Raw genomic sequence first — 11540 nt, forward strand, 5'->3', positions numbered from 1 at the left:
CTACGCGATCGCACCCACCCCCTGCCCCTCCCGTTAAAAGGGAGGGGGGAGCCATATGATGAACGACAACCTGACCCCAAAAGCCATCGTTGCTGCGCTCGACGCGCATATCATCGGCCAGCAGGACGCCAAGCGCGCCGTCGCGGTCGCGCTGCGCAACCGCTGGCGCCGGCAGCACCTTTCCGCTGACCTGCGTGATGAGGTGACGCCCAAGAATATCCTGATGATCGGCCCAACCGGCTGCGGCAAGACCGAGATCAGCCGCCGGCTCGCGAAACTGGCCGACGCGCCTTTCGTGAAGGTGGAAGCTACCAAGTTCACCGAGGTCGGCTATGTCGGCCGCGACGTCGAGCAGATCGTCCGCGACCTGGTTGAGGAAGCCGTGCGGCTGGAGAAGGACCGCCGCCGCGAAGCCGTGCGCGAAGCCGCGTCCGAAGCCGCAATGTCCCGTCTGCTCGACGCTCTCACCGGAAAGGAAGCGAGTGAGGCGACCCGCCTCTCCTTCCGTCAGCGGATCGAGGGCAACCAGATGAACGATGTCGAGGTGGAGGTGGAGGTTGCCGACAGCCCCTCCACGCCGATGGAAATCCCCGGCATGGGTGGTCAGGTCGGCATGATCAACCTGTCCGACATGATGTCCAAGGCGTTCGGCCAGCAGCAGAAGAAGCGCCGCAAGATGCGGGTTGCCGATGCCTGGGACAAGCTGGTCGAGGAAGAGCAGGACAAGCGACTGGACCAGGATGATGTCGCCCGCGTCGCCATCACCAGTGCCGAACAGAACGGCATTGTCTTTCTGGACGAGATCGACAAGATCGCCGTCAGCGATGTGCGCGGCGGATCTGTAAGCCGCGAAGGGGTGCAGCGCGACCTGCTGCCGCTGATCGAAGGAACCACCGTCGCCACCAAATATGGCCCGCTCAAGACCGACCATATCCTCTTCATCGCGTCAGGCGCATTCCATGTTGCCAAGCCCAGCGACCTGCTGCCCGAGCTTCAGGGCCGCTTGCCGATCCGGGTGGAGCTGAAGGCGCTTACCGAGGAGGATTTCGTCGCGATCCTGTCGGACACGAAGGCGAGCCTTGTCGCGCAATATCGCGCATTGCTGGCGACCGAGGAAGTGACGATCGACCTGACACCCGAAGGCATCCGCGCAGTCGCGAAGATCGCGGCGGAGGTGAATAGCGAGATCGAGAATATCGGCGCGCGCCGCCTACAGACGGTCATGGAAAAGCTGCTGGAGGATGTGAGCTTCGACGCGGAGGACCGCCGCGGCGAGACGCTGACGATCGACGCCGCTTATGTCGAGAAGCAACTGAGCGCGGTGGCGCGGGATACCGACCTCAGCAAATATGTGCTGTAACTAAATCCGTTCGCATCGAGCGTAGTCGAGAAGCCCTTGCGGGACATATTTCGACTAGGCTCGATGCGAACGACGCTAATTCAGTAGCTCCGCCCCACCAGCACCCGCTCGACCGCTGGAGCGCCGGTGAACACGCAAGTCCCGTCCGCCACCGGCGCGTCGAGCGGTACGTTGCGCAGCGTCAGCTTCTCGCCCTTCAGCCACTGCACGACCTTGTCCAATGCCTCGCCGGTCGGCTTGCTCCACTGGACCAGCGCCCAGCCGGGCTTGTCGCTCGCCTTGAAGTGCGCCTTCAGCGCGTCGATGTCGGTGATGGACGCGTCGATATTGCTGTCAAGGCGCGCCTTGGCGTCCGCAAACAAAGCCGCCTGGATATCCGCCAGCATCGCCGCCGCGCCTTCTGCAAATTCGCCTTTCGCCACGATCCGGCTGTCGAGCTTGCCATCCTCGCGATAGAGGCGGTCGCGGCGGATGACCGAAACGTCGCGTCCCCCGACTTCGATCACAATCGGCGCGCCCTTCTTGATCCAGCCCCAGCGCTTGTTCGCCGCCTTGGCCGGCCGCTTGTCCAGCAACGCACGAACCGGTTCGCGGAAGGCGTCCAGTTCATTCAACGCGGCAACCAGTTCGCCGCAATAATCGAGGATTGCCTGATCTTCGTCCGTGTCGCGCAGCATCGGCACAACGACGATCTGGTAAGGCGCGACGCGCGGCGGCACGCGCAGGCCGTCATCGTCACCATGCACCATGATGAGCCCGCCGATCATGCGGGTCGAGACGCCCCAGCTGGTCGTCTGCGCCAGCTCCTGTTGACCCTCCGCGTTCTGGAAGCGGATATTCTGGGCGGAGGAGAATGTCGTTCCCAGGAAATGCGACGTGCCGGCCTGCAAAGCCTTGCCGTCCTGCATCATCGCCTCGATAGAATAGGTGGCAACCGCGCCGGGGAAACGCTCATTCTCCGGCTTCTCGCCCGCGACCACCGGCAGCGCGATGCAATCCTCGGCAAAGCTGCGATAGACTTCCAGCATCTTGAGCGTTTCGTCCATCGCTTCGTCCACCGTGGCATGGGCAGTATGCCCTTCCTGCCACAGGAATTCGGCGGTGCGCAGGAACATGCGCGTGCGCATTTCCCAGCGAACGACGTTCGCCCACTGGTTGATGAGCACGGGCAGGTCGCGCCAGCTCTGCACCCAGCGGCTGAACGCCGCGCCGATGACGGTTTCTGACGTGGGTCGCACGACCAGCGGCTCTTCCAGCTTCGCATCGGGATCGGGCACCAACCGCCCGTCCTTCTGGATCAGCCGGTGATGCGTGACGACCGCCATTTCCTTGGCAAAGCCGTCGACATGCTCGGCTTCCTTCTCGAAATAGCTGAGCGGGATGAACAACGGGAAGTAGCAATTCTCATGGCCGGTCGCCTTGATGCGATCGTCCAGCAGCTTCTGGATGCGTTCCCAGATGCCATAACCCCAGGGACGGATCACCATGCAGCCGCGCACGCCGCTTTCTTCAGCCATGTCGGCTTCGGATATGACGGCCTGGTACCAGGCGGCAAAGTCCTGAGCACGGGTGACGGGCAGCGCGTTTTTCACGGGACGGAAACCTTGAACCTGAGACAAAAAAGATGGCGCGCCATAGGACAGACGCGCCACCTGTGTCGACCCTTAGAAAGGGAGAGCGGTCAGCTCAGCTTGTCGATCTTCGCGTTGAGCGCGGCGAGTTGGGCCTTCAGATCCTTGATTTCGTCGTCCTTGCTGCCCTCGGCCGCCGCAGCGGGTGGCGTCATGCCGGGCATTCCCGGCACGCCATTGCCGAAGGCGCTGGCCGCGGCCTCGAACATCTGCATGTTGCGCTTGGCGATCTCGGCCAGTGGGCCGCCGCCGAACGCGCCCTTCATCGCTTCCTGAAACTGCTGCTGGTTCTTGCGGAAGGCGTCCATCGACGCTTCCAGATACTGCGGCACCATCGATTGCATCGAATCGCCGTACATGGCGATCAACTGGCGCAGGAAGTTCACCGGCAACATGTTCTTGCCCCGCTGTTCCTCTTCCATGATGATCTGCGTCAGGACATTGTGCGTGATGTCCTCGCCCGTCTTGGCGTCAACGACCACGAACTCGCGCCCCTCGCGAGTCATTTGCGACAGAAGGTCCAGCGTGATGTAGCTCGATGTTTCGGTATTATAGAGCCGCCTGTTGGCGTATTTCTTGATAACGACCGGTTCTGATTCATTGGCGGTCTTGGATTTGGCCATGGATTCCTCTCCCACACCTGCAAATGCCGCAATAGCACAGGGTGTTACTGCACCGCAACATGGCCCACGGCCTTTACTCCTTTTTCTCAATATTTTGTGGCGCGAAACGGAGTCCGACCCCGAACTTCGACGCCGCGCCCTCGGCGGATTGCGCCGGTATCAGGATGCCGGGCGCCCGACGCCTCCTCCTCCAGCGCCTTGCTTTGCAGCGGCGGGACGGGCGAGGCTGCTGCATTATGGGTCGGGAAACGATCGCGCGCCCGTGGTTTTCGTTCCCTCGCTCATCAACCCGCCTGCGGTACTCGACCTCTCCGAAAGCCGATCCATGCTGCGCCATATCGCCGCAGCAGGACATGACGCGTATCTCGTCGACTGGGGATCGCCGGACCCGACCGACGCCGGGTTGGGGCTGGCAGGCCATGTTGCCGATCGCCTGATGCCGTTGCTCGCCACCCTGCCCCGCCCGCCTATCCTGGTCGGCTATTGCCTGGGTGGCAGCCTGGTACTCGGGGCGGCGGCGCTGCGCGCATGTCCGGCGGTGGCGACGATCGCGGCACCGTGGCGGTTCGGTGCCTATTCGGCCGCCGATCGGGACATGATCGCGAAGCTGTGGAAAGACGCGCGCCCCATTTGCGAACGGTTGGGCTATGTACCCATGGAAGTGCTGCAGTCGGGCTTCTGGGCCATGGACCCCGAGCGCACGATCCGCAAATATGCCGCTTTCGCCGACGCGGAAGCCGGTTCCGACGCAGAGCGGGCGTTCATGGCGGTGGAGGATTGGGCCAACGGCGGAGCGCCCCTGACCTATGCCGCGGGGCGCGATTTGTTCGAAGACTTTTACGGCAGCGACGTCACCGGAAGGACGGTATGGCGCATCGGCGGGGTGACGGTTGATCCGTCGCGGCTGTCATGCCCCACCCTCTCCATCGTCTCGACCAGCGACCGGATCGTCCCAGCCGCCGCCGGCCCCGCCCTTGGGCAAGAGCATAGCCTGTCCCTTGGCCATGTGGGCATGATGGTGGGAGGGCGAGCCTGCGAAGCGTTGTGGAACCCGCTGTCCCTTTGGCTTTCCAGCCATGGCGGCTGATGCTATGTGCGCCTGCGAAGAATAGGCCATTATCAAGAGGATCAAGGCTTTGTCAGATATCGTCATCACCGCCGCCAAGCGGACACCGGTCGGCAGCTTCCTGGGTGCTTTCGCTTCGACTCCGGCTCAACTGCTGGGGCAGACCGCCATCGTCGCGGCGCTGGAGCAGGCTGGCGTGGCGGCTGACGAAGTGGACGAAGTGATCCTGGGCCATGTCCTGACCGCAGGCCTTGGCCAGAACCCGGCGCGGCAGTCGGCGGTCGGCGCAGGCATTCCGGTCGATCGCACCGCCTTCGCGATCAACCAGGTCTGCGGCTCGGGCCTTCGCGCCGTGGCGCTTGCGGCGCAGGCGATCGCGACCGGCGACGCGCGGATCATGGTGGCAGGCGGGCAGGAGAATATGTCGCTCGCCCCCCACGCCCAATTCCTGCGCGGCGGGCAGAAGATGGGGAATGTCAGCCTGGTCGACACGATGATCGTGGATGGGCTGACCGACGCTTTCAACGCATATCATATGGGCATCACCGCCGAAAACCTGGCCGAGAAATATCAGATCAGCCGGGAGGCGCAGGACGCATTCGCCGTCGCCAGCCAGAACAAGGCGTCGGCCGCGCGCGCTTCGGGCCGCTTCAAGGATGAGATTGCCCCGGTCACGGTGAAGGGGCGCAAGGGCGATACGATCGTCGATACGGACGAATATATTCGCGACGGCGCAACGATCGAGGCGATGCAGGGCCTGAAACCCGCCTTCAAGAAGGACGGCACCGTCACCGCCGGCAATGCCAGCGGCCTGAATGATGGCGCGGCAGCGCTGGTGCTGATGACCGCCGACGACGCAGCCAAGCGCGGCGCTTCTGTACTGGGCCGCATCGCCGGTTTCGCGACCTGCGGCGTCGATCCGTCGATCATGGGCATCGGCCCGGCGCCCGCCAGCCGCAAGGCGCTGGCCAAGGCGGGCTGGTCAGTGGCCGACCTCGACCTTATCGAAGCCAACGAGGCGTTCGCCGCACAGGCGCTGTCGGTGGGACAGGAGCTGGGGTGGGATTCTGAAAAGGTCAACGTCAATGGCGGCGCAATCGCGATCGGCCATCCCATCGGCGCGTCCGGCGCTCGGGTGCTCACCACCCTCTTGTATGAAATGGCCAAACGCGACGCGAAGAAGGGCCTCGCGACCCTCTGCATCGGCGGCGGCATGGGCGTCGCCATGTGCATCGAGCGCTGAGCCCGGCAAACATAAGGTGCGTAAAGCCGTCAGTCGAACGACTGGCGGCTTTTTCCATGTCTATTTCGAGCGCCGGCATCGCTCCGAGCAATAGACGACATTCTCCCAGTCCCGCGCCCATTTCTTTCGCCATGTGAAGGGCCGCTGGCATGCCGGGCAGGTTTTGGTCGGCAATCCTCCCTTGGGCACGCCGTTGGGCATCAGGCCCAGACCCGATCATAGCGCGGACCAAGTCCGGTCAGCAGCTCATATTGCGACAGGCCCGACGCGGCGGACGCTTCCCGCAAGTCATAGGCGATGTCGAGCCAGTCGCCCTCCGCCAGGTCCGGCGCATCGTTGACGTCCACAGCCACCAGGTCCATCGACACCCGACCGAGCACCGGCAGCCGGGTGGCGCCCGCCATGGCAGCGCCGCGCCCGGAAAAACCGCGAAGATAGCCGTCCGCATAGCCAAGGTTCAGGATCGCGACCTCATGATCCCGCGTCGCTGTGAAGGTCGCATTATAGCCGATACTGTCTCCGGCGATCAGGCGGCGTCGCTGCAGGATCTGAGCCTGCGGCGTCACGACCGGACGGATATGGTCCGCCGCCTCGTCCACAGGCACGCCGCCATAAAGGGCAAGACCCGGACGGGTCAGGTCGAAATGATAGGCGTCACCCCGGCAGATGCCGGCGCTGTTCGCGAGGCTGTACCGCTGCGCTGGCACTGCGTCGCGGATGCTTGCGAACCTGTCCCGCTGAAGGCGGTTGAGATCGACATCCTCGTCCGCGGAGGCCAGATGGCTCATCAGCGTCCGGATATCGAGGCCCTGAAGCTGCGCGGCGAAATCGCTTCGCCAGTCAAGACCCAGCCGGTTCATGCCGGTGTCGATCATGACGTCGCAGGCGCCGCCACCCGCCTCTCCCCAGCGGGCAATCTGTTCCGGCGTGCAGAGCACCGGCCGCGCGCGGGAGGCAAGCGCTTGTGCCATGTCCTCGCGCCGCACGCCGTGCAGCACAGACAGGTTCACGCCCGGTTCCAGTGACGGCTCCAACGCCGCAGCCTCACCCCAGTTGGATACGAAAAAGTCGCGGCATCCCGCGCGCGTCAACCGCGCCATCACGCCGCGAGCCCCCAGCCCGTAACCGTTCGCCTTGATCGCCGCGCCGCAGGCGGCCGAGCCGCTCCTGCCGGCCAGCCAGCGCCAGTTGGCAACAAGCGCGTCGCCATCCAGGCGCAGGCGCAGCGGAGCGACATGGTCTTGCATCATCCGCCCGATAGCGGTCCCGTCCTCAGGCGTCGAGGGGGCGATCCTTCGTTTCCGGCAAGGCGACGAGGCAGGTGACGAGCGCGAGCGCCACCACCGCCAATGTGTACCAGAGCCCGGCATAGGGATCGCCCGTGCGCGCGACCAGATATTGACTGATGAGCGGAAGGAAGCCGCCGAAATAGCCTGTGCCAAGATGATAGGGAATGGACAGCGACGAATAGCGGATGCGTGCGGGGAAATATTCCGACAGCAGCGCGGCCACCGGGCCGTAGGTCGCGCCCGAAAGTGTCCAGAGCAGGAGCATCGCGCCGAAAATCATCAGGGCACGGGGCCAGTCCGGCGTCACCGTGCCGGTCGGATAGCCTGCCCCCGCCAGCGCCGTGTCCAGGCCTGTCGGGCTGAGGTCCGTAACCGCGCTGCCGCCAATCGCCACAGATGGCGCGGTGCCGACCTGCTTTTCGTAAGGTACGCCGCGCTTCGAGAAATGATCGAGCAGCTTGCCGCAAGCCGTAGGCTGGACCTTCGCGAACGGGTCGAACCTGCAGTCGGGTCCGCTTACCACCACCGGCGCGCGCCTTGCCGCCTCTTCCAGCGCCGGGTTGGCGGTGCTGCCCATGAAATGGTAGACCGGCAGCGCCAGCAGCAGCACCAGCGCATAGCCGATGACGATCGGCCTTTTTCGTCCAACCCTGTCCGACAGCCAGCCGAAGAAAATGAAACTGCCCATGCCGACGAAGGCGCTGCCGCCGACCAGCAGTTGCGCCATGCCGGGGGCGACGTGGAGACCGCTTTGCAGGAAGTAGAGTGCCTGGAACATGACGGTATAGGCGATGGCGGTGAAGCCGGCCGCGATACCGATCATCGCGACGATCATGCGCTTGCCGTTGCCCGGGTGCGTGAAGGCTTCCTTCAGCGGGTTTTGCGCCTGCGCGCCCGCCGCCTTCATCGCAGTGAAAACGGGGCTTTCCCGCAGCATCAGCCGCATCCAGAGCGATATGGCGAGCAGCGCCAGCGATACGATGAACGGGATGCGCCATCCCCAGGCATCCCATATCGCCGGACCGACGATCCATTGTGTCGCCACGACCACGATCAGCGACAATATGAAGCCGCCGATCACGCCGGCCTGGATGAAGCTGGTATAGAAGCCGCGCTTCCCTGTGGGTGCATGTTCCGCGACATAGATGGCCGCGCCGCCATATTCGCCGCCCAGCGCAAGGCCCTGCGCGATCCGAAGGAGGATCAGGATGATCGGCGCCGCCAGGCCGATGCTGGCGGCGGAGGGCGTCAGGCCGACGCCGGCGGTCGCCGCGCCCATCAGGACGATGGTGGCGAGGAATGTATATTTGCGCCCCAGCCGATCGCCCAGATAGCCGAACAGCACGGCGCCGAGCGGCCGGAAGGCGAAGCCGATGGCGAAACCCGCCAGCGTGTAGAGCAACTCTACAGTAGGATTGTCGGTGGGAAAGAAGGTCCGCCCGATGATCGGCGCGAGTACGCCGTAGATGTAGAAATCATACCATTCGAACACTGTGCCGAGCGCGGACGCGGTGATGACCAACCGGTCGCGCCGCGCGTCCATCACATATCCTGCCCCCACCGCTTCGCGCATTGCATCCTCTTAACTTCGCATATTTCCCGCCAATTCTGACATTTCGATGCGGGTGTTGGAAATAAAATATCCAATCGATCCGTTTTCGATAATCGTCCGGCACCAAAGATGCCATGGGCGGCCGGCCATAGGACAGGCGGCTAGAAGAGGCGCGCGCCGTTGGGCACGGGCTTGTCCGGCGCGAAGAGCGTCACCGCGCCCGTTTCGTCCGCGAACCCCAGCGTCAGCACTTCCGACAGGAACTTGCCGATCTGGCGCGGCGGGAAGTTGACCACCGCTGCCACCTGCCGCCCCGGCAGGTCCGCCAGCGCATGATTTTCAGTGATCTGGGCACTGGATTTCTTGTGTCCAATGCCCGGACCGAAGTCGATCAGCAGCTTGTAGGCGGGCTTGCGCGCTTCGGGGTAAGGTTCGGCGGAAACAATCGTGCCGACCCGGATGTCGACCTTCAGGAAATCGTCGAAGCTGATCGTGTCGGCCGCAGGCGCGGCAGGATCATGGGCCAGGTGCATGATCCCTTCCTAGCCGATCAGGTTGAGCGAAGTCGAGGCGGAGTCGCACAAAGAGCGCCCCGACTTCGCTCTAAGCGAACTGGGCGTCCGCTTATTCCAGCTCCAATATGACCGCATCGACGGCCAGGCTTTCGCCCTGCGCCGCAGACACGCTCTTGACGATGCCGGCTTTCCCCGCGCGCAGGATATTCTCCATCTTCATCGCTTCGATCACCGCCAGCGGCTGCCCGACCTCGACCTTGTCGCCCTGCTTGACGTTGAGCGCGACCAGCAGGCCGGGCATCGGGCAGATGAGAAAGCGCGACAGGTCGGGCGGCACCTTGTCGATCATGTGCGCGGCAAAGGGCGCGGCATGGGCCGGCAGGACACGCAGCTTGTGGCTCGCTCCATGCGCGGTCAGGACGAAGCCGGAGCGGACGGGGGCGATCCGCACCGCCAGGATGTCATCGCCGAACTCCGCCTCGATCAGCCGGTCGCCCGGCGTATATTCCAGCGCCATGTCGATCGCGTCGCCATCAACGGTCACATCGTCGCCGTCGATCACGACATCGTGGATCGCGTCTCCGATTTTCACCTGCCATCCGGTCGGCGGAGCGAGCCGCTTGCCAAGCTGCCCCTCGATCCGCCGCGCCCGATCCGCCTGCGCCATGGCTGCGAACGCGCCGATGGCGGACAGGCGTTTCAGCAGCTCGGCCGAAGCCGGCGCGCCGTGGAATCCTTCGGGATATTCTTCCGCGATGAAGCCGGTGGTGATGTTGCCGGAACGGAACCGCTCATGCTGCATCAGCGCGGACACGAAATCGATATTGTGACCTGGCCCCTCTATCTCGAACCGGTCCAGCGCCTCGATCTGCTTGTCGATGGCCTGAAGACGCGTCGGCGCCCATGTCACCAGCTTGGCGATCATCGGATCGTAGAACATCGAAACTTCGCCACCCTCCGCGACGCCATCGTCCACCCGCACCTTTGCGCCGGTCTCGTCGGTGCCCGTTTCAGGCGGATTATAGCGGATGAGGCGGCCGGTCGAGGGCAGGAAGCCGCGATAGGGATCTTCGGCATAGACGCGGTTCTCGATCGCCCAGCCGTTGATCTTCACATCGTCCTGGGTGAAGGCGAGCTTCTCGCCATTGGCGACGCGGATCATCTGCTCGACCAGATCGACGCCGGTGATCTCCTCGGTCACCGGATGCTCGACCTGAAGCCGGGTGTTCATTTCCAGGAAGTAGAAGCCGTCGCCGGTCTTGTCCTCGCCGCTGACGATCAGTTCGACCGTGCCGGCGCTGAAATAGCCGACCGCTCGGGCCAGGGCGACGCACTGTTCGCCCATCTTCTGGCGCATTTCAGGGGACACGAATGGCGACGGCGCTTCCTCGACCACCTTCTGGTGGCGGCGCTGGATCGAACATTCGCGTTCGTTCAAATAGACGATATTGCCATGCTGGTCGCCCAGTATCTGGATTTCGATGTGGCGCGGGCTTTCGATGAACTTTTCGATGAAGACGCGGTCGTCGCCGAAGCTGGCCAGCCCTTCGCGCTTGGTCGCCTCGAAGCCTTCGCGGACGTCCTGCTCGCTATAGGCGAGGCGCATACCCTTGCCGCCGCCGCCGGCCGAGGCCTTCATCATCACCGGATAGCCGATCTCGTTGGAGATTTTGACGGCATGTTCGGTGTCGTCGATCACGCCGACATAGCCGGGCACGACGTTGACGCCGGCTTCCTTGGCGAGCTTCTTGGACTCGATCTTGTCGCCCATGGCGGCGATCGCGTTGGCCGGAGGGCCGACGAAGATGATCCCCTCGGCATCGAGCGCCTTGCGGAAGGATTCGCGTTCGGAGAGGAAGCCGTAGCCAGGATGCACCGCGTCGGCGCCCGTTTTTTTGCAGGCTTCGATGATCTTGTCGGCGATCAGGTAGGACTGGGCTGCGGGCGACGGGCCGATATGCACGGCCTCGTCCGCCATTAGCACATGCGGCGCGCGCGCGTCGGCATCGGAATAGACCGCGACGGTGGCGATGCCCATCTTCTTGGCCGTGCGCATGACACGGCACGCAATTTCGCCACGGTTCGCGATCAGGATCTTGGTGATTGGCATTTGAACCCCAACTTAGTCAAAATCTACCATCGACCACTCGTACCATTTGGCGAACATCAGGATCGCCAACACGAATAAGCCGACAACGAAAACCAGTGCTGCGAGTTTGTATCGGGCCACTCCCTCACACCTTGAATCCACGGTCACCCTG

At 63.8% G+C, this 11540-nt stretch carries 10 protein-coding genes; 3 read left to right on the forward strand and 7 right to left on the reverse strand.

Going from position 1 to position 11540, the window contains the following annotated elements; translation table 11 throughout:
• The first annotated feature begins 58 nt into the window (after positions 1-58).
• Complete coding sequence (hslU, locus tag AX724_RS17335) at positions 59-1360, forward strand: ATP-dependent protease ATPase subunit HslU (protein ID WP_066768960.1); 1302 nt, start codon at positions 59-61, stop codon at positions 1358-1360.
• 80 nt (positions 1361-1440) lie between these two features.
• On the opposite strand, the gene proS is transcribed toward hslU, so the two are convergent.
• Together proS and phaR are read right to left on the reverse strand one after the other, a co-directional pair.
• Positions 1441-2952, reverse strand: a complete 1512-nt coding sequence (proS, locus tag AX724_RS17340; RefSeq protein WP_066768966.1) for a proline--tRNA ligase — start codon at positions 2950-2952, stop codon at positions 1441-1443.
• 89 nt (positions 2953-3041) lie between these two features.
• Positions 3042-3614, reverse strand: coding sequence for a polyhydroxyalkanoate synthesis repressor PhaR (phaR, locus tag AX724_RS17345; RefSeq protein ID WP_066768757.1), 573 nt, complete (start codon positions 3612-3614; stop codon positions 3042-3044).
• Here phaR and AX724_RS17350 point away from each other — a divergent pair.
• Positions 3613-4701 carry an alpha/beta fold hydrolase gene (locus tag AX724_RS17350; protein ID WP_156448147.1) on the forward strand — a complete coding sequence of 363 codons (1089 nt, stop codon included), beginning with the start codon at positions 3613-3615 and terminating at the stop codon, positions 4699-4701. The two genes, phaR and AX724_RS17350, sit on opposite strands and share 2 nt — an antisense overlap.
• Before the next feature lie 49 nt (positions 4702-4750).
• A complete protein-coding gene (locus AX724_RS17355) occupies positions 4751-5923 on the forward strand; it encodes an acetyl-CoA C-acetyltransferase (RefSeq protein WP_066768762.1) in 1173 nt (390 codons plus the stop codon).
• Positions 5924-5983: 60 nt separating this feature from the next.
• Here AX724_RS17355 and AX724_RS23105 read toward each other — a convergent pair whose 3' ends face one another.
• From AX724_RS23105 to AX724_RS17375, 5 genes are all read right to left on the reverse strand, one after another.
• Complete coding sequence (locus AX724_RS23105) at positions 5984-6124, reverse strand: DUF2256 domain-containing protein (RefSeq protein ID WP_082733586.1); 141 nt, start codon at positions 6122-6124, stop codon at positions 5984-5986.
• Positions 6124-7170, reverse strand: coding sequence for an alanine racemase (alr, locus tag AX724_RS17360; RefSeq protein ID WP_066768972.1), 1047 nt, complete (start codon positions 7168-7170; stop codon positions 6124-6126). Before alr ends, AX724_RS23105 begins: the two co-directional genes overlap by 1 nt.
• A gap of 25 nt (positions 7171-7195) precedes the next feature.
• On the reverse strand, positions 7196-8785 hold the full coding sequence (locus AX724_RS17365) for an MFS transporter (RefSeq protein WP_066768763.1): 1590 nt from the start codon (positions 8783-8785) through the stop codon (positions 7196-7198).
• Between the two features lie 140 nt (positions 8786-8925).
• Complete coding sequence (locus AX724_RS17370; protein WP_066768765.1) at positions 8926-9297, reverse strand: tRNA-binding protein; 372 nt, start codon at positions 9295-9297, stop codon at positions 8926-8928.
• Between the two features lie 91 nt (positions 9298-9388).
• Positions 9389-11389 carry an acetyl-CoA carboxylase biotin carboxylase subunit gene (locus tag AX724_RS17375; RefSeq protein WP_066768768.1) on the reverse strand — a complete coding sequence of 667 codons (2001 nt, stop codon included), beginning with the start codon at positions 11387-11389 and terminating at the stop codon, positions 9389-9391.
• Positions 11390-11540 lie beyond the last annotated feature (151 nt).

It is taken from the genome of Sphingobium sp. CCH11-B1 (assembly GCF_001556865.1).
Taxonomy (GTDB): Bacteria; Pseudomonadota; Alphaproteobacteria; order Sphingomonadales; family Sphingomonadaceae; genus Sphingobium.

Excerpts from the sequence above, each read along its gene's own strand:
- hslU (WP_066768960.1), top strand. The coding sequence starts at position 59 with ATGAACGACAACCTGACCCCAAAAGCCATCGTTGCTGCGCTCGACGCG.
- AX724_RS17350 (WP_156448147.1), top strand. The coding sequence starts at position 3,613 with ATGGATTCCTCTCCCACACCTGCAAATGCCGCAATAGCACAGGGTGTT.
- phaR (WP_066768757.1), bottom strand. The coding sequence starts at position 3,614 with ATGGCCAAATCCAAGACCGCCAATGAATCAGAACCGGTCGTTATCAAG.
- AX724_RS23105 (WP_082733586.1), bottom strand. The coding sequence starts at position 6,124 with ATGCCCAACGGCGTGCCCAAGGGAGGATTGCCGACCAAAACCTGCCCG.
- alr (WP_066768972.1), bottom strand. The coding sequence starts at position 7,170 with ATGCAAGACCATGTCGCTCCGCTGCGCCTGCGCCTGGATGGCGACGCG.
- AX724_RS17365 (WP_066768763.1), bottom strand. The coding sequence starts at position 8,785 with ATGCGCGAAGCGGTGGGGGCAGGATATGTGATGGACGCGCGGCGCGAC.
- AX724_RS17370 (WP_066768765.1), bottom strand. The coding sequence starts at position 9,297 with ATGCACCTGGCCCATGATCCTGCCGCGCCTGCGGCCGACACGATCAGC.
- AX724_RS17375 (WP_066768768.1), bottom strand. The coding sequence starts at position 11,389 with ATGCCAATCACCAAGATCCTGATCGCGAACCGTGGCGAAATTGCGTGC.